Raw genomic sequence first — 23,992 nt, forward strand, 5'->3', positions numbered from 1 at the left:
TATCATGTGGCGTTTTTTTATGGTTTGCGAAGAGCCTGAGAGACCGCCCCAGCTCTACCAACCCATTTCTGTTTTGATAAAGGGTATCGTCAGCTTACGCTGTGCCGACAGCGATGCCTGATCAAGCACATCGAGCACATCAAACAGCCCCTGCATATCCCTTGGACCGCGAGTGAGAATGTAGCGCGCAACCTCATCGCTCATATTCAGACCACGGCGACGGGCACGCAGCAGCAGGGCCAGAATTTTATCGTCATCTTCCAGCGGCTCAACCTGATACACCATCCCCCAGCTAAGGCGTGATGACAGGTCGGGCAACTGAACCCCGAGATGCCCCGGAGCCTGGCTACCGGCAATAATCAGATGCCCCTGACGATCACGGATACGGTTAAACAAGTGGAACAAGCCCTCTTCCCATTCCGCACTACCAGCCACAGCCTGCACATTATCTAACGCGACCAGCGGCAGCTGCTCCATACTCTCCAGCACAGCCGGGCTGTATTCAATAAGCTCATCCAGTGGCAGGTACACACTCTGATGACCCAAACCTTCCGCGTAGTGACAGGCCGCCTGCAACAGGTGACTGCAACCGACACCGGCTGCTCCCCACAGGTAAATGTAGGGCTCGCCATGGGTGGTCCATTGCTGCTGCAGCTGCTGCACTATCTGCTCATTAGGGCCAGCGTAGTAATTGGCAAAACGGGCGTCATCGCGCACCGATACCGATAGAGTGAGCTGCTGTTGTGGTTCTGTAGTCTGCATCAGTGGCGCCAGTGATAAATCGATTCTTGTTCTGTTGGCAGAAGACGCTTATCCAGTGCCAGCGTCGTCCAGACCTGATTCCATTCGGCCGCCAGATCGAGCTCCAGCGTCAGGGTCTGTCCGTTGACCGAGATAATTTTTACATCATTGATGGCCACATTGGCTTTGAGGTACGTAAGAATATTCTGATACGCATGGAAATCAGCCACGCCATCGATGATTAACTGATACCCACCAGATGTACCGTCGTTAAGAACGGCATAACGCGCAGCCATAAAAGACGCGACCTGATCAGCCACCTGACGCAGAACAACGGCGTGCTCTTCTGCACTGGCCGTCAATTCCAGATTGTCTCCCTTATGTTGCAGAAACCCCCGAAACTGCCAGCCACCCTGTCCATCAGGTGTAAGACGTCCAGCCAGAGTAGCATCGGCCATATAACGCTGAGAGGCCTGCAGGATATCCGCTTTAAACATCCCCCACAGTGATTCCACCGGCAAGGCCACATCATCTTCGAGATCATAAGCAGGCCATAACAAAGGAATACCGCGCTCATTGGCAGCAGACTCCATTGCCGAATGCCAGACATCCACTGCCGGAGTCACACGAATGCGTTGCAGGTTGTCTTCTACACCCAGCCAGACAAGAACCAGTGGCCGACTCTTACCCCAGACCGGGAGCTGGCCACTACGCAACAACTGATCAATCAGGTTGGCAGCAAAATCCACCTCAAGGCGCAGCCCGGTTTCCGAATCATCGCGGATATAACGGAAAGAGCGGATATAGCGCTCAGCCGCTGCTGCTGCACCCAGAACCTGCTCGTTCTGCGCGTTATCCCGCTGCCCCGAAACCTTCACCACGACTTGCAGCAGAGCTTCCTGAATAGCCGTTTGCCGACTTTCCTCAGATTGGTCAGTCACGCTGATGCGCACCTGATACAAATCAGAGACGATGACCGCATGGCTGAACATATTCAGCCCCAGCAACACTGCCAGAATGACTGCCCGCACCGGATGATTTCCTTAACAATATGGTATGAAACGGCGGTATTGTGCCACGACCACAGTGGATAAGCAGCCCCGGGCTGTAATTGCTGCCCGAGTGGTCAATAAATACCCAGTCTTTTTATGTATTTGCATGATGCAGGTCGACGCACAAATCGTTAGAATACGCGTCTTTCCATTGGCCACCATCTGTGACAACGGCATGACTGACAAACAATCCCTGAGCTACAAAGACGCTGGTGTTGATATCGACGCCGGAAACGCATTAGTTGAACGCATCAAAGGCGTTGCCAAACGCACCCGCCGTCCGGAAGTGATGGCAGGCCTTGGCGGCTTTGGCGCACTGTTCGAGCTGCCTCAGGGCTACAAAGAGCCTGTACTGGTTTCCGGTACCGATGGCGTAGGTACCAAGCTGCGTCTGGCCATGGACCTGAAAAAACACGACACCATCGGTATCGATCTGGTTGCCATGTGTGTAAACGACCTGGTGGTTGCAGGTGCAGAACCACTGTTCTTCCTCGACTACTATGCAACCGGCAAGCTTAACGTTGACGTTGCTGCTGCCGTAGTTTCCGGTATCGGCGAAGGCTGTGAACAGGCTGGCGCCTCCCTGGTTGGTGGTGAAACCGCTGAAATGCCTGGCATGTACGAAGGCGAAGACTACGACCTGGCGGGCTTCTGTGTGGGTATCGCAGAGAAGTCGCAGATCATTGACGGCACTAAAGTTCAGGCGGGCGATAAGCTGATCGCCATGGCGTCTTCCGGCCCTCACTCGAATGGTTACTCGCTGATTCGTAAAATCATCGAAGTTTCCGGTGCAGATCTGAGCCAGGAACTGGATGGCCAGCCGCTGGCCGATGCACTGATGGCACCGACTCGTATTTACGTGAAGTCTGCCCTGAAGCTGATTAACGCTTCTGAAGCACACGCTCTGTGTCACGTAACCGGCGGCGGCTTCCAGGAAAACATCCCACGTGTTCTGCCTGAAGGCACCAAAGCCGTTATCGACACTAACAGCTGGCAGTGGCCCGCAGTATTCAACTGGCTGCAGGAAGCTGGCAATGTCGCGACTGCTGAGATGTTCCGCACCTTCAACTGCGGTGTAGGCATGATTGTGGCTGTACCGGCAGAAAAGGCCGACGCCGCCGTCACGCTGCTGAATGCTGAAGGCGAACAAGCCTGGATCATCGGCGATATCCAACCTCTTAACGAAGGTGAAGCTCAGGTTGAGTTCATTGGTAATCTGACCGTATGAGCCAGCCTATGAGCAACGATGCGCCGCAAAAGCCGCGCATCGTTATTCTGATTTCCGGCAGCGGCAGCAACATGGTTGCCATTGCCGATGCGGTAAAATCTGGCGATATTGATGCCGAAGTCGTTGCAGTGATCAGCAATCGTCCTGATGCTGCCGGCTTGCAGAAAGCCCGCGACCGTGACATCGAAACTGCCGTTCTGAATCACAAAGAATACGACTCACGCGAAGCCTTCGATGTGTCGCTGATGCGTATGATTGATGACTATGAACCCGACCTGGTGGTACTGGCAGGTTTTATGCGCATCCTGACGCCGGATTTCACCCGTCGATATCATGGCCGCATGCTGAATATCCACCCTTCCCTGCTGCCTAAATATCAGGGCCTGCACACCCATCAGCGTGCTCTGGATGCTGGTGATAGCGAACATGGCGTAACCGTTCACTTCGTAACCGAAGAGCTGGATGGTGGTCCAACCGCTATTCAGGCGGTTGTGCCTGTGTATGATGGTGATGATGCAGCAACACTGCAGAAACGCGTGCAGATCCAGGAACACGTCATTTACCCAATTGCCGTTAAGTGGTTTGTTGAAGGTCGCCTTAACATGCACGGCAACGAAGCGCGCCTTGATGGCACACCTCTGCCTGAGCATGGCCTGCAGCTGAAAAGCTGAGCCTCTGCCGGACCTCTGCTAAAAATCCCGCCCGATGCGGCGGGATCTTTTCATAGCCATTCGTGTCTTCATCTGTATACTCGCCTCAACACCATCAGGTTTTTGGACATGCGATTCACAGGGATGAACCCCAGCGCCTATCTGATAAAGATTGTACTGGCAGCCTTTACGTGTCTGTCCGTCATTGCGCATGCTTCTGCAACGGATGAATTACTTGCGCCTTTCAAAGCCAGCTACGTTACGGAATGGAGCCTGGGCTGGTTCACCCTGGACATTGAAGCCACCCGCACCCTGCAGAAAACACCAGACGGAAACTGGCTGCTAACCTTCGAGGCTGAAACCAGCGCCGCCAGCCTGAAGGAAACTTCAGAGTTCTCCTTAATCGAACGACAGATTCGTCCACAGGAATATCAGTACCACGCTTCGGGCTTATTCAACGAGCCTGACCGTGCATTGCTGTTCTCCCACCCGTTAAAACTGGTTAAAGACCTGGATAACAAACAGACGTACACCAACGCCTGGGAAACCGAAATCCAGGACAACCTGAGCTATATGCTGCAGGCGAGTATCGATCTGGCACAAGGTGATACGACACTGACATATGAAGTGTTCGAGAAGAACCGCAGCAAACCTTTCAGGTTTGAAGTGATTGGTGAAGAAACCATCGACACCAGTATCGGTAAACTGAAGGCGGTAAAGGTTAAACAGATTCGCAAGAATAACCGGCGAGAACTGTACGCCTGGTTCGCCAAAGATCATCATTACCAGCTGGTCCGCCTCATCGATAAAAAGGATGGGCGCAAACGCTACCAGATTGATATCAGCGCGCTCAGCGACTGAGCCGCCGATTTCAATTCCCCCCCTGCTCCGGTAAACTCTGCGCCAGATTTTTACTCATTGAAGGAAGCCACTATGCGCCTCAGCGACGGTGATATTGAACAACGCATTGCCGATGGCAGTATTGTGATTGAGCCACAACCTGCTGACGACGCCATCGCCGGCATCAGCGTTGACCTCCGTCTGGATCATCGCTTCCGCGTATTCAACAACAATTCCGTAACGCACCTGGACCTGTCCGGCGAACGCGCGCAACTGGAACGCGATATTAATCGCATCATGAGTAAAGAAATCGAAATCGAAGAAGGCGAAGCCCTGTACATCCACCCCGGCGAGCTGATTCTTGGTGCCACCATGGAATCCGTGACCGTTCCCGACGACCTTGTTGGCTGGCTGGATGGCCGTAGTTCACTTGCCCGCCTTGGCCTTATGGTTCACGTAACCGCCGGCCGTATCGATCCGGGCTGGCAGGGGCAGATCGTGCTGGAGTTCTATAACAACGGTAAACTGCCACTGGCGCTGCGTCCGGGGATGGTGATCTGCGCCATGTCGTTTGAGATGCTTTCAAGCCCGGCACTGCGCCCTTATAACAAACGCGAAAATGCCAAATACCGCGACCAGAAAGGCGCCACCTTCAGCCGCATAGCGAAGGACTGATTCTCAGGCAACACGCATAAAAAAGCCCGGTAAATTCCGGGCTTTTTTATGCTGTTCAGCTGCGGTTATTATTTCTGCTGGAAATCATCGCCGCACGCATCAGTGCCAGCATCACACCCAGCATGCCACCAAGAATAATTCCCAGCGCCAGATGCAGCCCCATTTTCCGCCCCATCTGAAAGCTTCCACCACGCACTACCGGCGCAGCATCTGCCACAAACAATTGCCCACCACTTTGCAATGTCTGCTCGCGATAAGCTCCGATAAAATTATCGAGCTGCTGCTGAATCGTGTTCAGACTGGTCTCAACTCCTTCCAAAGCAGCCTTTAAAATTGACTGTGAATCCAGGTTGCCATAGGTCTTGTCATCGGATCCCGCCAGAATCGCAATCTCTTTCTCAAGTTCCAGCAACTCTTCGGTCGCAGCTGTACGGCGCTTGAACAAATCCTGACGCATCTCTACACCACCCAGTTTATTACCCAACACCAGCAGAGAGTCTAAAAATGACTGGTCAAACTGCGCCCCGGAAGATTCATTACTGCCAGCGGTTTTATTCAGGACCTGAGTGCTGGTGCTCGACAGCTGATTCAGTGCGGAATCGTAGGAAGCAACTAACTTCGTTAATCGCTCATGCTCCAGACGCAACAAACGCTGACGGGAAAACAGACGTACCATGATTGCCGGATCTTTCGCAGCCAGTTCAGAAGAATTTGAATAGGCAAACTCACGCAAAGGGCCGATATCACTACCCTCCAGCATCACCAACTGGCGGCGTATATCATTCAGAGTCCGCCCATCGACAACCATGCTGCCGGAACCAGGCATTTTGGACAACTTACCTACCGCAGAACGCAGTGCTTCCAGATAGGTGGTGGCACCATCGTAGACGTCGATCAGATTCATGCCTTCAGCCGCACTGAAAGCAACCAAAGGCCGGTCAATGTCGACATTCGTTAAGCCACGCTCAATCGACAGCTGTGCCCAGGTATCCACAGCATCAGTCAGTACCTCTGCACCTTGCGCCGCAGTCAGCCCAGCCTTCTGAAGATTCAGACTAAGGGTAAGAAAGCCATGGGATTTATCGTGCAGTTCAGTCAAAGCCGTATCGGCAGCAGCTCGTATTTCCTGCGGTGTTTTGGCGTTAGCCAATAACGCATTCAGCTTGTCTTCACTCTCCTGGTAAAGGGAGTTAGAGTAGGAAACATTCAGCGCATTCACCAATGTGTCAGCCGATACTCCAATCTTGCCCTGTGCGACAAGCGCATTAATCACCGCCGGGGCGATAACATCACGGGGGCTGAATACCGTTCCGTTCGGGTATTTACCGCCACTCAAAAAAGTCAGTGCAATGGGGTATTCAACCTGCTGCGATACAGAAAAAGACGCCTTGGAAAAATGGAATGCCACAACAGCCAATCCCACAAATAAGGCAACTCCGATCACCAGTCCCCGCTGACGCCAGATATTACGGAACAGGTCCGTCAAATTAATTTCATCGTCCGGGCCGACGACAGGGGTCGAAACCGCAGAATTAGCGGGGTATTGCTGGTTCATACGAGCTCCATTGCACTAAAGCGAAATCTGATCGCCAAGAATACCTTAAATTTATGACAGATAAAGCATCTCCTAGGTTGTTAATCGCCCTGCAATCAGCCTTCTCACTGTTGACGCTAAAAATTAAAAGCCAACAAAATCAAACAGATGCTTGACAGAGAAAATCTGCATCAGCATAATGCGCATCACTTGCTTAGATGTTCCCCGATAGCTCAGTCGGTAGAGCAGCGGACTGTTAATCCGTTGGTCGCTGGTTCAAGTCCAGCTCGGGGAGCCACTTCTTCCTTTTCCCTTGCTTTATTCATCTCAGGACGAGAAATCTACTATACTTTCTTCCGTTCTGGTTGAAGTTATTAGTTAGACAGGAGTCCTCCGGCGAATGATCAATATCCTTCTGAATGCATCACGTCCGCTGAAGAGATTCATATCTGTTGTATACGACCTGGTAGCTATTCCAGCAGCCGTTTATATGGCAATGGCTCTGCGTCACGGGACATTTACCCCCCCGATTGAAACAAATGTATACATCGCAACGATGGCCACCGCGGTTATAACTATTGGTGTATTCATAAAGCTAGGCCTGTATCGCGCCGTCGTACGCTTTATGACGAGCAAAGCTTTCACCACCTTAGCTATTGGAATTGCAATATCCGCGACAACACTCGCGACCATGTCATTTCTCGTTCCGGCCGCCATCCCACGTTCCAGTGTCATTATCTACTTCTTCACCGCTTTTGCGCTGCTAGGTACCCCGAGACTCTTTATCCGCAGCATTGTATCCCAGCTGGGTAAAATAGCGGCTGAGCCAGTCATTATATATGGTGCAGGCCAGCAGGGGATTGCACTAGCACAGGCTTTGGCGAGCAGCACGTCATTCCGCCCATGTGCATTTGTTGACGACTCTCCCCAGAAACAAAAAACAAGCATTCAGGGACTTAAAGTTTTACCCGCTAATAGCATCGACGAGATCTGCAAATCAATTGATGTAAAAAAAGTCCTGTTGGCGCTTGGCAGGACAGGAACCAGCCAAAGAAAACGGTTAATTGAAGCCCTTGCAGACAAAAATCTTGAAATACTTACGGCTCCCTCTGTAACTGACATTATCAGTGGCAAAGCAAGAATTGAAGAAGTGCGTGAAGTAGAGATCGAAGATTTACTTGGACGCGAGTGTGTAAACCCAGATACAGGTCTTCTTGAAAGTAACATTAAAGACAAAGTCGTAGCAGTTACCGGTGCCGGTGGCTCAATCGGTTCTGAGCTTTGCCGCCAGGTACTGGCGCAGAAGCCAGCCAAGCTAATCCTGTTAGAACTGAATGAATACAGCCTCTACTCTATTGAGCAAGAACTGAATGAATTGAATACAATTCAAGATACTGGTATCCCGATTATTTCAATCTTAGGCTCGGTACAGAAACAGAACAGACTGGAAACAATTTTCCGCACATTTAAGGTACAAACTGTATATCACGCCGCTGCGTATAAGCATGTACCAATGGTAGAGCACAATGTTGTCGAAGGCGTGCGCAACAATGTATTCGGCACCTGGTACTGTGCAGAGGCTGCGATCGCCGCCGGTGTCGAACGCTTTGTATTAATTTCTACCGATAAAGCCGTACGCCCGACCAATGTAATGGGCGCATCTAAACGCATGGCCGAATTGATTTTACAGGCACTGGCTGAACGCCAGCGCGATACCCTGTTCTGCATGGTACGTTTTGGCAATGTGCTGGGCTCATCCGGCTCGGTTGTGCCCTTATTCCGCAGACAGATTAAAGAAGGCGGCCCCATTACGGTTACGCACCCGGATATTATCCGTTACTTTATGACCATTCCTGAGGCCTCGCAGCTGGTCATTCAGGCTGGCGCCATGGGTAAAGGTGGCGACGTATTTGTACTGGATATGGGAGAGCCGGTAAAAATTACCAGCCTGGCGAAGAAAATGATCCGGCTATCAGGTTTAACAGAAAAAACCGAGCAGAATCCGCATGGTGATATTGAACTGCAATTTACCGGTTTGCGCCCCGGCGAAAAGCTCTACGAAGAGCTGCTGATTGGCGACAATGTAGAAGGCACTGATCACCCACGTATTATGACTGCAAATGAAGTGCACTTGTCCTGGCCTGAAACCCACAATTTACTGAACAGACTGGATAAAGCCTGTCATGAATTCCGCGTAGAAGACGTGATTAACCTATTACTCGAAGCTCCGGCTGCCTACAGTAAGCAGGGAGAATCACCGGACTGGGTGTTAAATGCATCTTTAAATGCATCAAAAACACTTAAATAAGCTTCTCGTTCCTACGCTCCGCGTGGGAATGCAACTCCTACGCTCCATGTATGAATGCACTGTACAAGCAAGGGCTACCACGCAGAGCGTGGGAGCCAGATGTACGCAGAGCGTGGAAGCCAGATGATTTTAAAAAGCGAAGCTCCTGTCAGAGCACCGCGCTCAGCAAACTCTGCGCCTCATTAATCAACTGTCCTAAGTGCTCTTCACCGACAAAACTTTCTGCATAAATTTTATAAATATCTTCCGTCCCGCTCGGACGTGCCGCAAACCAACCCTGCTCTGTACACACCTTAATTCCGCCAATAGCTGCCCCGTTACCTGGCGCACGGGTATGTACCGCGGTAATGTCAGAACCGGCAAGCTGTGAAGCCTGAATGCGGTCGGCGGTCAGCTGTTTAAAAGCCGCTTTCTGTGCCGGGGTTGCTGGCGCATCGATGCGACGATAAACAGGATTACCATGCTGCTGCACCAGCCTGGCGTAATATTCCGATGGTTTCAGACCCGTTACCGCCATAATTTCTGCGGCCAGCAGGCACAATACAATGCCGTCTTTATCGGTAGACCATGGTTTGCCATTCAGGGTTAAAAAGCTGGCACCAGCGCTCTCTTCTCCACCGAATGCCAGCTCAGCATTAAACAGCCCTGGTACAAACCATTTAAACCCGACCGGCACCTCGTACAATTCACGGTTATTCGCCTGTACCACGCGGTCCATCATGGAGCTGGTAACCAGGGTCTTACCCACTTTCAGAGTGGCTGACCAATGTGGACGATGGGTTAATAAATAATCAACACACACACAGGAAATGATTCGGATTCATTAAGCCTGCAGAATCGACAATACCATGACGATCGGCATCGGGGTCGTTACCAAAGGCAATATCAAATTGATCTCTGACCTTAAGCAAATTCGCCATCGCAGCGGTACTGGAACAATCCATACGGATACGGCCATCGTGATCCGGCGGCATAAAAGCAAATGCCGGATCAACCTGCTGATTAACCACGCTGATATTCATACCGGCTTCAGCGCCCAGCGCCTGCCACACCGGCAGCGCAGTACCGCCCATAGGATCAGCACCCAGTTTCAGCCCGCTGTTACGGATAGCCTGCAAATCAACAACCTGACCCAGCTGGGCAATATACTCAGCAACAAAGTCGTATTCCTGCGCCTGCGTGCTGGCCGTACTGATATCCAGGCGCTTCACATCCGTGCAGCCATTATGCAGATATTCGTTAGCACGCTGTTCAATCCAGCCGGTAACGTCACTATCGGCAGGGCCGCCATCCGGGGTGTTGTACTTAATACCACCGTCTTCCGGCGGATTATGCGAAGGCGTAATAATCAGACCGTCGGCCTGCCCTGCCGGCTCAGACGCGTTAAAACTGAGAATGGCACGGCTGACCAGCGGCGTTGCCGTAACCTCTCCACCCGCGGCAATACGCACATCAATATTGTTAGCAGCCAGCACCTGCAAAGCGGTTTCCCAGGCAGGCTGTGACAAAGCATGAGTATCCTGGCCGAGAAACAGTGGCCCGCCAATATTGGCCTGAGCGCGGTAATCGGCCACAGCCTGAGCAATACTCAGAATATGCCACTCGTTAAAGGTACTTTTTAATGCAGAGCCACGGTGCCCGGATGTGCCAAAAGCAACACGCTGTGCCGCGACAGAGGCGTCTGGTTTAATCGCATAAAAAGCATCCGGTAAATTCTGAATCACACACGCATCCTCATTTTTGGTGTTCTGATAATGGCCCCATAATAGCATGAGTGGCTCCTGTAACACGGAGCTCCGGGAGTGACATATCTTTCGCGATGAAACCGTAAGAGCGGAATGTCTGCCGTGATACATCGTTTTGTTTTCGCGATGAAACCGTAAGAGCGGAATTTCTGCCGTGATACATCGTTTTGTTTTCGCGATGAAACCGTAAGAGCGGAATTTCTGCCGTGATACATCGTTTTGTGTAGGAGCGGCCCATGGCCGCGATGCCCGCCAACGGCGGGCCGATAAACATCAACGCAGCATAGCGACTTTAAAAAACCGATTCGCGGCCATGGGCCGCTCCTAGCCAATCACCACATCGGTATCCGGTAACATCTCCCGGTAGAGCTGCCGCAGCTCACGCTTCGCCTCATCATCACCATGCACAATACGGATATGCTGCGGCTTATGGCGCATACGTTTGACAAAATTAAGCAGGTCGCGCTGATCGGCATGGGCACTGTATCCACCAAGCGTATACACACCCGCTTTAATATCTACCCGCTGACCATCCAGCACCACGTAACCAGGTGATTTACCCTCGCGGAAACGCGGGCCATATTGCTGAATATCACGCCCCGCTGTACCACGCGCCTGATAACCAACAAATATCACATCGGTACGCTCATCCGGCAGCAGGGCTTTTAAATAATTCTGAATACGACCACCGCTGCACATTCCACTGGCGGCAATTACAACAGCCGCACGGCCGGTCTTTTTAAGATAAGCAACGGTATTCAGATGATCAGCATGGCGGTTAACAGTAAGCAACTGCTCAAAATCCAGCGGATGCCGCCCTGCCCTTACCTTATTGCGCGCCTCAGCATCCCACAGATGCTTTAATGCGCGATAACTGGCGGTAAATTCAGCAGCCAGCGGCGAATCGACAATAATATCCAGATGCTCCCACACATTGTCAGAGCCACTGTTACGGGTATTGGCCGCACCAACCCGGTGAATAATCTCCTCAAGCTCGTACAACAACTCCTGCGTACGGCCAATCGAAAATGCCGGAATTAATACCGTCCCGCCATTCTTCAGACACTTTTCAATAACCTGCTGCAACTGTGCGCGGCGCTGGCGGCGCGATTCATGCACCCTGTCACCATAGGTGCTTTCAATAACCAGGGTATCGGCACGATACGGGGCTTTTGGTGCTGGTAATAACGGCGAGTACGGAGCACCCAAATCACCGGAAAATACGATTTTATGGGACTTTTTCCGACCATGCTTTTCTGCCGAAGAGGCGGCCGCCAGATCAAACTCCACATAGGCAGAACCCAGAATATGCCCTGCACAATGAAACTTTGCCTTTAAACCAGCGATACCCGCAATATCAAACCACTGTTTATAAGGCACCAGCACCAACAGCGACTGCAACTTCTGCAACACCGAGCGGATTAACCGCTCATCACGACTGACGCCTACTTTAATAGCATCTTCAATTACCAGAGGCAGTAACTGTGCCGTTGCCTCACTGGCATACACCGGGCCGTTAAATCCCGCCGCCAATAAATAAGGGATACGCCCAACATGATCAATATGGCAGTGGGTAACCACTAAAGCCTGAATACCTGCCAGCGGAAAATCGATTTGCTTGCGGTTAAAATCTTCGTTTCCGCTTTCCCGGTCAATGGACTCCGCCCCCTGAAACAAACCGCAATCAACCAACAACGACAGCCCGCTCGCCAGTTTCAGCTGATGACAGGAACCGGTTACACCATTAACCGCGCCATGATGAAGTATTTCAAACATAAAAATCCTTTTAAATGCTGCAATAACCACATCAGTATGCTGACATTCCCCTGAACCCAAACCTATCAGGCATGTTTCGGATGCGCTGCAAACGTTACGGGATTATTACTGTAGGAGTGGCCCATGGCCGCGATGCCCACCAATGAACGCTGCATAAGCGGATTTAACAACCCGATTCGCGGCCATGGGCCGCTCCTACACACCGAGCACGCAGAACGTCAAACCCTCAACGCCTTAACCTGTTGCGGTTATCCCGACTGCTTTTTATCAGCACATCCCCTGATTTAATGTCCTTTGCCGGGCCAAGCTTTGTCAGGCGGTCATAAAGCACAACATTAACCGTTGCTGCCAGATTCATACACCCCACCGTAGGGATATAAACCACCTCATCGGCAGCACTGACAATATCCTGCGGAATACTGCCATCTTCAGGGCCGAGCACATAAAGCGCATGCTCAGGATGCTCAAACTCCGGCAGCGGCGTTGCACCGACAACCAGCTCAACACAAATCAGGCGGGTATCATCTGGCAATTGCTCTTTAACCAGAAGCAGACTCCCGACATGAGACATCTGCGCTTTTTCTGCCACGTTACGCGTATCGGTACTGTGTTTTACGGCACGGTCATAACGGCTGCCGGTGTAAAAGATGCCATCAGCCTGATAGCACCCCAGCGCCCGTAAAACCGAACCGACGTTACCGGCATCTTTGGGGTTTTCTAAACCAAGATAAACCATAAACTCTTTGTGAAATTTAGAATTAGAAGTGCTGAGAATAAAAACCAGTCATGCAAATCTCAAAATACCTAAAATTAACGAGTGATAATCTTTTTAAGAGTCAGAAAAATCAATTTAAGATCAAGACACAGACTCTTCGAATCAACATATTCTAAATAGTAAGATTGCTTTATCGGCAAAATGATATCGATATATGCCTGCCTTGAATCATTATATTTCGCGAGGATTTCGTTTTCATCGACCATTTCAATAGAAGCTTTGTCTGTGATACCAGGCCTGACAGACAACACCTTCTCCCGAACATCAATGGGATAACAGTCAATAAACTCCTGAACTTCCGGACGCGGCCCGACCAGACTCATTCGCCCCAGTAGAACGTCGATCAACTGTGGCAGTTCATCAATTTTTGCCTTACGCAGAAAATGCCCCGAACGAGTAATGCGCGAGTCTGCTCCCACCGTCAAACGGCCTGATTTTTCGGCATCCGCACGCATGGTACGAAATTTATGGATTTTGAATGGCACGCCAAAACGACCGACTCGATTCTGCCTGAAAAAAACAGGGCCAGCTGAATCCAACTTAATCCATATTGCAATCAGGGCAAAAAAAGGGGCAAGAATCAGCAACCCGAAAAAAGATGCCAGCACATCTAAAAGCCGCTTAATCACAACCAAGCACCTTCTTGACTGCACGAACAACACGCTGCTGGTCTGAACACGTCATCTTAGTGTACAAGGGCAAAGAAACTTCCGTCTCATAAGCGGCATGCGCATTTGGGAACACTTCAGGAGTAAGAGAGTAAGTGTCACGCCAGTACGGCTGTAAATGCAGAGGAATAAAATGCACCGAACAACCGATGCCTTCATCAGCCATTTTCTGTATAAACTCATCCCGCGCAATACCTGCTTCAGGCTTAAGACGGATGGGATACAAGTGCCATGCATGTTCAGAACCAGTACCAGGTAATGCAGGTAGCACCAAAGGCAACCCTGATAACTCTTGGTTATAGAACCCTGCCATGTCATTACGCTTCAGCTGAAATGCTGGCAATCGCTTTAACTGATGTATGCCAATGGCAGCTGCAATATCGGGCATATTGTACTTAAAGCCCGGTGCAACAATCTCATAAAACCAAGCCGGCTTAGTAGATGTATAACGATCAAAGGCATCCCGGCTTATGCCATGCAAGCGCATAATTCGACAACGCTTGGCAAGCTCTGCGTCACGGGTTACCACCATACCACCCTCACCAGTAGTCATGGTTTTGTTGGCATAAAAGCTGAACACCGTGAAGTCAGAATCCAAAGTGCCAATCAGCTTGCCATTGTAATGGGTAGGCAATGCATGAGCTGCATCTTCAACAATACGAATACCATGCGCTTTGGCAACTTTAATAATGGCATCCATATCACATGCCAGCCCGGCAAAATGAACTGGCATCACCACCTTGGTTTTATCGGTAATGGCCGCAGCAAAGGATTCCGCAGACATATTGAAGGTTGCTGAATCAACATCAACAAAAACAGGCGTAGCACCTAAATAGCGCACCACTTCTGCAGTAGCAGTAAAGGTGTAATCAGGAACAATGACCTCATCCCCCGGGCCAACCCCTAACGCTTCCAGTGCCAGGTGCAACCCAGAAGTAGCGGAGTTTACAGAGATGGACTGTAGTGAAGCATCACCTAAAAACTCACTAAACTGTTCTTCAAATTTTTTTGCCTTTGGGCCAGTAGTAACCCAGCCAGAACGCAAGGAATCAACAACCTCAGCAATTTCCTCTTCACCAATCTCTGGCAAAGCAAATGGTAGAAACTTTACATCACTCATTAGAGGCACCATTAAAAATCTTTATAAGCCGTAGCATATTACGACCATCGGCTTGTACAAATTCAGACTCAATCTTGTAGCCGCTCTTAATATAAAAAGCGACTACATTGTCATTTCCAAGTTTATCGGTAGTTAAATATAGCGAGCTCGCTCCCCTGCTATGAACCACTTCTTCAAAATCAGCTAACAGCTTCTTACCCAAAGACTTACCCACCATTTCAGGTTCAACACCAATACTACTTAAAAGAGCAGCCTGCGATAATGTTGATGGCACCTCACCTTTATAAAAGACAGCATACCAAAGCTTTTTCAATACCAAGATAGGGTTTTTTAATAACCCCGGGATTGAACGAATAAGGAAAACGAATCCTTTTTCTTTCTTTAACCCTTGAAAAAAACTATCAGGATCAATAGCCCCACCAGCAAAGCCAACTACTCGCCCATCCTCGTTGCAAAGAACTCTTAAGACACCACCACGCCGAAAGGCAAAAGCATCATATAATTGATGAAGAAAATTTGGGCCTAATTTAGTCAAAAAAAAACTATCAAAGGCTCTCTGATGAACAGCTACAATTTGTGGCAAATCATTTTCAGTGGCATCACGAATTGTCATGAGATACGTCCTTCAAAACATCATCGAGTTTTTGGTAATTTACTCGCGAAGAAAAATTCTGCTCATAGAAATCACGAGCTGACTGCCCCATTTGTTCCCAATCAGACTTCCTGGCTAACAACAATCCCAAGGCTTTCTGAATGGATTCAACAGACTGTGGCTCAGCCGTTACCCCTGCACCAGCCTGCATCACCAAGTCATTAACTTCACCTCCAACGGCCATAAGTATCGGCTTCCCTACCGCCATGGAGGACTGTGTTTTTGATGGGATTGTAATTTTAAATAAAGGATCACTACGAAGATGTACTGCCAGTATGTCTGCACCGATTAAAACATCAAAAATATCAGAAGATGACACATAGCCTTTAAAAATAACATTTCCGTAATGTTTAGATTTTACCAGTGTTTCCAGTTCTTCCTTCTCCACCCCATTCCCATAGAGTTCCAATACAACAGTGGGATCCGGAAAGGTACCAACAGCATCAACAAGAGATGCAAGTGATTGAGCAGCACCGATATTGCCAGCATAAACAACCCGAGCTTTCGTTTTTTGATCTGCCACCTTATTATTCTGACCGTCGAGCGCTTCACTAATGTGCAATTCTTCCGGACACCAGTTATACACAGTCCGTATCTTACTTTCAGGCACTCCCCGCTCAACTAAAGCTGTTTTAAAGCCTTGAGACAGCACGACAATGGCGCTAGCTTGCATGTATACAATCCGACACCAACGATCTATTAACCGGACAACCAACCCTGCCTTATTTAAGCCGGTAGCTACCAGTGCATCGGGCCACAAATCCTGAACATCGGTTACAAAATGAACGCCTTTCAGTTTTTTTAAAATTATTCCAATCAAGCCAGTAGTTGCCTGAGGATGATACGCGTAAACAACGTCTGGTTTTTTACTAAACAACGCGTAACACAGTGCCAGAATAGTATAGCTAAGGTAGGTGGCCGCACGTGACAGCTTGGATTTGGAGTGTGAAATATGACTCCAAAGCCTTACCACCTTAACGCCATCGATAACTTCAACTTGTTTCAGTTTGCGCTTATAGCCAGGAAAAACACGCCCAGTAGGATAATTTGGGAACGTTGTTATTACTTCAACTTCATGCCCCTGTTCTACCCAGTGCTTCATTAACCCCAATCCTTTAATTGAATACTCTGGGTCAAACAACTGGCTGATAAAGAGAATTCGCATCAGTACTGCTTCCACACCGTCCGCATCACATAATCACGGTAGCTGTGAATAATGCGCACCACTTTGTCAGCCACATTCGGCATGCTGTAGTCAGCCACTAACCGTAAATCACGCTGCTCGCCACGGGCTTGGGTTTCCAGAATGGCCAGGCCTTGCATTACACGCTCCACTTCCAGGCCGGCCATCATAGCAGCCGCTTCTTCCATACCTTCCGGGCGCTCATGTGCTTCACGGATATTCAGGGCCGGGAAGTTAAGAATGGATGATTCTTCGTTAATGGTGCCGCTATCCGACAATACCGCTTTCGCGCTTAACTGCAGCTTGTTGTAGTCTTTAAAGCCCAGCGGTTTCAGCAGTTGCACGTTCGGGTGGAAGGTAACACCCATAGCATCGACGCGCTTTTGGGTGCGCGGGTGGGTAGAAACAATCACCGGCAAGTTGTAATACGCCGCAACAGTGTTCAGCACATCCACCAGTTTCAAAAAGTTTTTGTCGGAATCGACGTTTTCTTCACGGTGTGCACTCACCACAAAGAACTGGCCTTCTTTCAGGTTCAGCCGTTCCAGCACAGTAGAGGCTTCAATCCCTTCACGGTAGTAATTCAGCACTTCAAACATCGGGCTGCCTGTTTTAATAATGCGATCCGGCGGTAACCCTTCCGCCACCAGATAATCCCGCGCAATGGTGCTGTAACTCATGTTGATATCGGCGGTATGGTCAACAATACGGCGGTTGATCTCTTCCGGCACACGCATATCAAAACAACGGTTACCGGCTTCCATGTGGAAGGTCGGAATCTTACGGCGCTTGGCTGGCAATACGGCCATACAGCTGTTGGTATCGCCCAACACCAGTACCGCTTCGGGTTTAACTTCGGCCAGAACTTGGTCAACCTTAATAATTACATTACCAATCGTTTCTGCACCGGTGCTGCCGGCAGCACTTAAAAAGTGATCTGGCTTACGAATGCCTAAATCCTGAAAGAAAATTTCATTCAGTTCGTAATCGTAGTTCTGGCCGGTATGTACCAGAATGTGTTCGCAGTGCTCATCCAGCTTGGCCATTACGCGCGACAAACGGATAATTTCCGGGCGGGTTCCCACCACGGTCATCACTTTTAATTTTTTAACAACGGTTGTCATAACAAAGTACCCAACTATTTATTAGCCACAGGCGTTTTACTCAGCCACAGGCGTTTCACTTATCCACAGGCGTTAACGGGCAAGCGTAGGTGTCCGGCTTTTCCCGATCAAAAATTTCATTCGCCCACAGCATAACAATCATTTCATCATCACCAATATTGGTAATGTCGTGTGTCCAGCCCGGCATGGTTTCCACAATTTCCGGCTTTTCACCAGTGGTTTCCAGCTCGTAAAACTCACCGGTGTGCATATGGCGGAACTTAAAGCTGGCCTTGCCTTTAATCACCAAAAACTTCTCGGTTTTGGTGTGGTGGTAATGCCCGCCACGGGTAATACCGGGGTGCGCTGTGAAGTAAGAAAACTGACCGGCATCAGGTGTTTTCAGCATTTCTACAAATACACCACGCGGATCACCGTATTTGGGCACTTCGTAGGTAAAGCGCTCTTTCGGCACATAGCTGAGGTAGGTGGAATACAAGGCCCGAACCAACCCAGTGCCCACGCGCTCGGTAATTAAACTTTGGCGGCTATCGCGGAAGCGATATAACTGCTGCGCCAGTTCGTCCACAGTAATTTGGTACACCGGCTGTACTGTTTCAAAGGCTTCGCCCGTGCGTTTAGCATCCAGCAGCGCCAAAAAATGCTCAATCACATCATCGACGTACACCAAATTAACCACCGCCGCCGGGTCGTTAATCTGAATCGGTAAGTCATTCACAATGTTATGGCAAAAGGTTGCCACGGCAGAGTTGTAGTTCGGTTTGGCCCACTTGCCAAACACATTTGGCAAGCGGAAAACCGAAACTGGCACGCCCTTCTCGCGCAGGGCCAGTAAGGCATCTTCCGCCGCACGCTTAGACACACCATAAGGGTTATCCAACTCGGCCTGAATGGAAGAGGTATACACCACCGGGGCTTTGCAACCCGTTGCCAACATGGCATCGGCCAACTGCTGGCTTAAGCCCGCATTCCCGGTGGTAAACTCTGTCGGATCTTGCGGGCGGTTAATACCGGCCAGGTGAAATACAAACTGCACACCATCCAACATGGCCGGCAATTCTGCCGCTGAATGTTCGCGGGTAAAACACACAACCTCAATGTCTTTACGTTCCGCCAGGTGCACCAACAGGTTTTTACCAATAAAGCCGTTGGCGCCGGTTACCAATACGCGCATGGCTTACTCCTCGGGGTTTACGTAACGGCCATCACGCAGCTCACGAATGAACTCCAGCTTTAACAACAGTTGCTGCATACCTGCCACATCCAAACGCTGGGTATTATGCGAATTGTAATCTTCAGTGTGAGAAATTTTCTCTTCGCCCTGCTCCACAAACTTGCCATAGTTCAGATCGCGCAGGTCTGGCGGGACGCGGTAGTACCCCCCCAGGTCTTCAGCGCATACCATTTCTTCCCGGCTTAACAGGGCTTCATACAGCTTTTCGCCGTGACGGGTGCCGATTACATTAATGGGGTAACCGGGCTTGCCGAGCAGATCTGACAAAGCCTGTGCCAGCACTTCTACCGTCGCTGCCGGAGCTTTTTGCACAAACATATCGCCGTTATTACCGTGCTCGAAGGCGTACAACACCAGGTCTACAGCATCGGCCAACGTCATCATAAAGCGGGTCATATTCGGGTCGGTAATGGTCAAGGGCTTATTAGCACGCATCTGGTCCACAAACAGCGGAATCACCGAACCACGGGACGCCATCACGTTACCGTAGCGTGTACCACAAATAACAGTTTTGGTGGAATCTACGTTACGCGATTTAGCGACCATTACTTTTTCCATCATCGCCTTTGAAATACCCATGGCGTTAATGGGGTAAACCGCTTTATCGGTGCTTAAACACACAACGCGCTTCACTTCATTCTGAATGGCGGCTTCCAATACGTTTTCAGTACCCAGTACGTTAGTTTTCACCGCTTCCATTGGATGAAACTCACAGGATGGCACCTGCTTTAATGCCGCTGCATGAAAAATGTAATCCACACCACGGGTCGCATTCAGCACTGCCTGATAATCTCGCACATCGCCGATGTAGAACTTCAGTTTCGGGTTCGCGTACTTTCTACGCATATCATCCTGTTTCTTTTCATCGCGACTGAAGATACGAATTTCGGCAATATCGGTATCCAGAAAGCCTTTAAGAACGGCATTGCCAAATGAACCGGTGCCCCCGGTTATCATCAATTTTTGCTTTACAAACATAATCAATCCTGATATTTAATTGATATACTTTTTTATCAATTCAACTTCATGCTGCGAACGCTCTGACCACTCCATCGTCAACCTCTGCGAAGTGTTTCTTGCACCTTCGCGAACATGGGAAAATAAACTCGGTCTTTTATATATCGATTCGATTAAGCATGCACACTCCTCATCATCATTTACTAAAAAACCATTTTCACCATTAGATATATAGTGCCTAACATCATCCTCATCCTTAGTTATAATCAGGGCACCAGAAGTCATCATCTCGTGAAATACCGAGGTAACGTTACATACATCATAGAGGCTCAAGGACGCCAGAGCATACTTGTTATAAAGATATATATCTTCCTTACTTACAGAGCCAAGAAAAATACACTGATCCAAAACACCCATGTCTTTTGCCAAATCGACCACTTCATTATAATAGTCAATACCCAGGGTATCAAAAGGCCCTGCGAATACAGCTTTAATAGTGACATCTACTTTTTTAAGAAAACTTAATATATTTAAAACGCGATCCTGCCGTTTCCAAGCATCAAACCTTGCACAATAGAAAATAAATTGCTCTTTTGGCAAAAAATTATTTATAAAAAAATTTTCGTATTCCTTTTCGATGAAAATTCTAGAAACACCATTTTTCCAATAATAAAAATCATAAGGCTCATCTCCCTTTGGAAATATAGTATTCTTTAACTTGTCTGCACCCGAGCCATCATCCGTTACCAATAAAAACTCTTTCTTTGTAACAAAACTTAAATATTCGACCAAATGCTTTAATTTTGTTTTAAGCACACCGTTTCTTTTCACCTTATCCCAAAGAAAGGTACCGTAAAGTCGTTGCCCCAAAGGAACCCCAAAACTTCTTACAATATCATTAGCAACAGAAGGTGAAGAACCGTGAACATAAACAAAGTCGTAATCATTTTCCTCAAGCAGCCTAGCCACTAGTCTTCTAAATCGGAAAATAGAAAAAATCTTTTTAGGTAACGATAAATTATATTTAAACTGATGCATGAAGGTAATTTTTTTAACCCAATCAGACTGAATATTATAATCTCGCGGCTGATCAGTATAAATAATAACCATATCAACGAAAACACCTGATTCGACCAAAGCTTTCAAAGGGTACGTAAAAGAAGGCAGGCCCGTAACATTCTGAGCGCCTTCGTAAATAAATTTATCAAATCCAAACCAAGCTGGAGTCAGATACAAAACTCTCATTAAAAATACTCGTATTAAAGAATGTAATATCAAGGGCAGCGCTAAGCGTTATACCCCATTTTCATGGACGATTTAATAAAGCACTAAATCTCTGGAACTGTGGTGCCAGTCTACTTCTCATGCTCGGGTTATGGAAACGTTCGTCGTAGCCAAAAATACCCGATCTTGCTTCATCTTGAGTGCGGTGATCTTTGGGGTTGCTCCGTTCTCGTTTAATAACGCCCAAAAATCCTTCACAAGCCGCATTGTCAGAACAATAGCCAACAGCACTCATACTGCTTATCAGGTCATGCTGCTTCGGTAATCGCTGATAGTCGCCACTGAAAAACTGTGAACCACGATCTGAATGCCGGATTGATACACCGCCGTTCTGCTTTTGTCAGACGGCCATCTCAACGGTTCTCATATCCACTTTCCGGTCCTACCGGTGATGAATCGCTCATCCTACAACCAATTTGCTGTACAGATCCAGCAGCACGCACAGATACAATTTGCCTTGCTGAGTTTTGACTTCCGTAATGTCAGTAACCCGTTTGCTGTCTGGCTCCTGTGCCCCGAGGTTCCGTTTCAGGTGATTCCGTACACCACTGCGGGGCACGGATTAACGCTTTGAGCCACGACCTTTCTTGCGCGGCAAGCCTGTAGTCCATGTTTAACCATAAACCTTGAACACGGTTCAAGCTCAGCCTTTCATCTTCTGCCTGCAGATCTTCGTGCATACGGGTAGCAGCTGTCGGCCGCCACTGTCAGCATGAATGTCCTTTATCCAAACAGTGATACGTCCATTCTCAGCCAGGAGCCTGCTTGGCATACGTAATTCCCAGTCGCAATAATCACTGACAGATACCTTCAGGCATCAACATAAGGCGTAGGGACTAATACTCGCATTTTAGGTCTAGCCCTTGGCGAAGTACGTTGCAGCTTCCCGCAAAAAATCTCTTTTCATGGTGAGTCATGCGAGTTTGCGTTTAAGACGCGCAGCCTCTCACCCGCGAATTTCCACTGCGTTGAATGGCTTTGTCGCTGATAGCTTCTGCTTCACGCCTCCACCGGCTTAGGGGGTTTGGGGCTACACCGATTTCGAGAGCAATCTGACTACAACTGATACCCGCCTGCAGGGCCAGCTTGGCAGCCTATCTTCTGAACTCTGGATTGAATTTTCTTACTTTGGTCATGAACACTCCTCACAGGCAGATTATGCCATCTTTAGATTTGTCCTTGAAAATTGGGCAGAACACTCAAGAGTTTCTTTAGACCTAGATTCATGAGAAAGGGCAAAAAGAATAAATGACACAAAGAACATATTATGAGGCAGATCCGAAAAAAAGAAATGAATAAGTATAAAAAGAACTACTATTCGCCCAAAGGCATCAGACTTTAAAAACACACGCAAATAAAAAAACACAATAAAAGCCGTACCAACAAGACCAGCCCCTACCAACATAACTCCAAGTGAATTTGTCCAAGCAAATCCAAGCGACTGCTCATAATCATTAAACCCTCCAATACTATCTAAATAGACTGAAAAATTTCCGTACCCAACACCGAATATTTTACGCATAATATCAATATTCAAAAAAACATCGATCGGCCGGACAACTCTAACATAAACCGTGGACGATTCTCCAAACCTCAAAATTCGATCAAGCCCTGAGAAAAACCCATCAATTGAAGTAGTGAAAAACAAAAGAAACACAAAGATTGATAATAAGAGAATTTTTACAAATTTTAAATATGAAAATCTTACAAAAATATTTCTGTAAAAAAACACCAACATAAAAAAAAGAACTAGTATAAAAGCTGTGCCTGATGAGCTAAGCAGTAGCACAAAGACGAACAACAATGTCGAGAAAATAGCAAAACGTCTTGAGAAAACCAAACTTGGCTTATAAAAATTAACCACCAACAAAGCAAAACCTACGTATTGAGAAAAATGAGCCGGTTCAGAAAAAAGCCCTGAGAATCTAAAACCAAATTCACTGAATATATCTTCTTGCTCATTAATCAGACGAGAGCCGTACTGTATATTGAGGAACGAAAAATACCATGGCAATGTAATACCAAAAAAGTTATAGGAAATATATTGAGCCAAGCCATACAAACTATTAAAAATAGCCAAATAAACCAATAAACGAGCACCTAAATCACGATTGAAATTACGATACAAAACAACAACAACGAACAAATACAGCAAGAATCTAGCAGAAGTGCCAATACTCAGAAAAAGATCCAGATACCCATAAGAGTAGTAATAAATAATTGTAATGCTCAACAGATAAACATAAAAAGAAAAAACAACAGCAGAGTAGAAAAAATCAACCCTTCTATTAACCAAAAGAAAATAAGCTGAAAATAGTACTAAAAAAAACTCAGGAAAAAGAAGGAAAGGAAAAAAAATTGTATACTGCAAAAACATCGGAGCCAAAACAACAACCAATGTCATAAATTTAGCGGCAACAGTACGATCATTAAAATTTTCCACCAT

Annotated in this window: 21 protein-coding genes, 1 tRNA gene and 1 pseudogene; 6 read left to right on the forward strand and 17 right to left on the reverse strand. The window is 48.2% G+C overall.

Going from position 1 to position 23,992, the window contains the following annotated elements; translation table 11 throughout:
- Window positions 1–54 precede the first annotated feature (54 nt).
- Window positions 55–762 (reverse strand): DnaA regulatory inactivator Hda, encoded by a 708-nt coding sequence (gene hda / locus I9W95_RS15650; protein ID WP_225676555.1) that lies wholly within the window; start codon window positions 760–762, stop codon window positions 55–57.
- Entirely contained in the window at window positions 762–1,772 is a 1,011-nt protein-coding gene (locus I9W95_RS15655) for a DUF2066 domain-containing protein (RefSeq protein WP_225676557.1), read from the reverse strand. The genes hda and I9W95_RS15655 overlap by 1 nt, the downstream gene beginning before the upstream one ends.
- 196 nt (window positions 1,773–1,968) lie before the next feature.
- Between I9W95_RS15655 and purM the strand changes: the two genes are divergently transcribed.
- The 4 genes from purM to dcd all read left to right on the forward strand — a co-directional run bounded on the left by purM (window position 1,969) and on the right by dcd (window position 5,186).
- Window positions 1,969–3,021, forward strand: coding sequence for a phosphoribosylformylglycinamidine cyclo-ligase (purM, locus tag I9W95_RS15660; protein ID WP_225676559.1), 1,053 nt, complete (start codon window positions 1,969–1,971; stop codon window positions 3,019–3,021).
- A gap of 8 nt (window positions 3,022–3,029) precedes the next feature.
- Window positions 3,030–3,692, forward strand: a complete 663-nt coding sequence (purN, locus tag I9W95_RS15665; RefSeq protein ID WP_225676561.1) for a phosphoribosylglycinamide formyltransferase — start codon at window positions 3,030–3,032, stop codon at window positions 3,690–3,692.
- 108 nt (window positions 3,693–3,800) lie between these two features.
- Window positions 3,801–4,532: a DUF3108 domain-containing protein gene (locus I9W95_RS15670; RefSeq protein ID WP_225676562.1), complete on the forward strand. Its 732-nt coding sequence runs from the start codon at window positions 3,801–3,803 to the stop codon at window positions 4,530–4,532.
- A gap of 72 nt (window positions 4,533–4,604) precedes the next feature.
- Window positions 4,605–5,186 (forward strand): dCTP deaminase, encoded by a 582-nt coding sequence (gene dcd / locus I9W95_RS15675; protein ID WP_225676564.1) that lies wholly within the window; start codon window positions 4,605–4,607, stop codon window positions 5,184–5,186.
- A 55-nt stretch (window positions 5,187–5,241) separates the two neighbouring features.
- On the opposite strand, the gene I9W95_RS15680 is transcribed toward dcd, so the two are convergent.
- Window positions 5,242–6,741: a hypothetical protein gene (locus I9W95_RS15680; RefSeq protein WP_225676566.1), complete on the reverse strand. Its 1,500-nt coding sequence runs from the start codon at window positions 6,739–6,741 to the stop codon at window positions 5,242–5,244.
- 201 nt (window positions 6,742–6,942) lie between these two features.
- Here I9W95_RS15680 and I9W95_RS15685 point away from each other — a divergent pair.
- Together I9W95_RS15685 and I9W95_RS15690 are read left to right on the forward strand one after the other, a co-directional pair.
- A tRNA-Asn gene (locus I9W95_RS15685) sits at window positions 6,943–7,018 on the forward strand.
- Between the two features lie 102 nt (window positions 7,019–7,120).
- Entirely contained in the window at window positions 7,121–9,028 is a 1,908-nt protein-coding gene (locus tag I9W95_RS15690) for a polysaccharide biosynthesis protein (RefSeq protein WP_225676569.1), read from the forward strand.
- Window positions 9,029–9,176: 148 nt separating this feature from the next.
- On the opposite strand, the gene I9W95_RS18545 is transcribed toward I9W95_RS15690, so the two are convergent.
- From I9W95_RS18545 to I9W95_RS15755, 14 genes and pseudogenes are all read right to left on the reverse strand, one after another.
- Window positions 9,177–9,830 carry a phosphohexomutase domain-containing protein gene (locus I9W95_RS18545; RefSeq protein WP_318653626.1) on the reverse strand — a complete coding sequence of 218 codons (654 nt, stop codon included), beginning with the start codon at window positions 9,828–9,830 and terminating at the stop codon, window positions 9,177–9,179.
- Window positions 9,820–10,752 carry a phosphohexomutase domain-containing protein gene (locus tag I9W95_RS18550; protein WP_318653627.1) on the reverse strand — a complete coding sequence of 311 codons (933 nt, stop codon included), beginning with the start codon at window positions 10,750–10,752 and terminating at the stop codon, window positions 9,820–9,822. The genes I9W95_RS18545 and I9W95_RS18550 overlap by 11 nt, the downstream gene beginning before the upstream one ends.
- A 345-nt stretch (window positions 10,753–11,097) precedes the next feature.
- Window positions 11,098–12,549 carry an MBL fold metallo-hydrolase RNA specificity domain-containing protein gene (locus tag I9W95_RS15700; RefSeq protein ID WP_225676571.1) on the reverse strand — a complete coding sequence of 484 codons (1,452 nt, stop codon included), beginning with the start codon at window positions 12,547–12,549 and terminating at the stop codon, window positions 11,098–11,100.
- Window positions 12,550–12,775: 226 nt separating this feature from the next.
- Window positions 12,776–13,285, reverse strand: coding sequence for an RNA methyltransferase (locus I9W95_RS15705; RefSeq protein ID WP_225676573.1), 510 nt, complete (start codon window positions 13,283–13,285; stop codon window positions 12,776–12,778).
- A 74-nt stretch (window positions 13,286–13,359) separates the two neighbouring features.
- Window positions 13,360–13,953: a sugar transferase gene (locus tag I9W95_RS15710; protein WP_225676575.1), complete on the reverse strand. Its 594-nt coding sequence runs from the start codon at window positions 13,951–13,953 to the stop codon at window positions 13,360–13,362.
- Window positions 13,946–15,112 (reverse strand): DegT/DnrJ/EryC1/StrS family aminotransferase, encoded by a 1,167-nt coding sequence (locus I9W95_RS15715; RefSeq protein ID WP_225676578.1) that lies wholly within the window; start codon window positions 15,110–15,112, stop codon window positions 13,946–13,948. Before I9W95_RS15715 ends, I9W95_RS15710 begins: the two co-directional genes overlap by 8 nt.
- On the reverse strand, window positions 15,105–15,725 hold the full coding sequence (locus I9W95_RS15720; protein WP_225676580.1) for a GNAT family N-acetyltransferase: 621 nt from the start codon (window positions 15,723–15,725) through the stop codon (window positions 15,105–15,107). Before I9W95_RS15720 ends, I9W95_RS15715 begins: the two co-directional genes overlap by 8 nt.
- On the reverse strand, window positions 15,712–16,944 hold the full coding sequence (locus tag I9W95_RS15725) for a glycosyltransferase family 4 protein (protein WP_225676582.1): 1,233 nt from the start codon (window positions 16,942–16,944) through the stop codon (window positions 15,712–15,714). Before I9W95_RS15725 ends, I9W95_RS15720 begins: the two co-directional genes overlap by 14 nt.
- Window positions 16,929–18,071, reverse strand: coding sequence for a non-hydrolyzing UDP-N-acetylglucosamine 2-epimerase (gene wecB, locus I9W95_RS15730; protein ID WP_225676584.1), 1,143 nt, complete (start codon window positions 18,069–18,071; stop codon window positions 16,929–16,931). Before wecB ends, I9W95_RS15725 begins: the two co-directional genes overlap by 16 nt.
- Before the next feature lie 55 nt (window positions 18,072–18,126).
- Complete coding sequence (gene wbjC, locus I9W95_RS15735) at window positions 18,127–19,245, reverse strand: UDP-2-acetamido-2,6-beta-L-arabino-hexul-4-ose reductase (RefSeq protein ID WP_225676586.1); 1,119 nt, start codon at window positions 19,243–19,245, stop codon at window positions 18,127–18,129.
- Window positions 19,246–19,248: 3 nt separating this feature from the next.
- Entirely contained in the window at window positions 19,249–20,283 is a 1,035-nt protein-coding gene (locus tag I9W95_RS15740; RefSeq protein WP_225676588.1) for a polysaccharide biosynthesis protein, read from the reverse strand.
- Window positions 20,284–20,298: 15 nt separating this feature from the next.
- A complete protein-coding gene (locus I9W95_RS15745; RefSeq protein WP_225676590.1) occupies window positions 20,299–21,507 on the reverse strand; it encodes a glycosyltransferase in 1,209 nt (402 codons plus the stop codon).
- Between the two features lie 61 nt (window positions 21,508–21,568).
- Window positions 21,569–22,631: pseudogene (locus I9W95_RS15750) on the reverse strand (IS3 family transposase).
- Between the two features lie 71 nt (window positions 22,632–22,702).
- Window positions 22,703–23,992, reverse strand: a complete 1,290-nt coding sequence (locus I9W95_RS15755; protein WP_225676592.1) for a hypothetical protein — start codon at window positions 23,990–23,992, stop codon at window positions 22,703–22,705.

The organism is Thalassolituus marinus, from assembly GCF_020320395.1.
GTDB classification, from domain to species: domain Bacteria; phylum Pseudomonadota; class Gammaproteobacteria; order Pseudomonadales; family Oceanobacteraceae; genus Venatoribacter; species Venatoribacter marinus.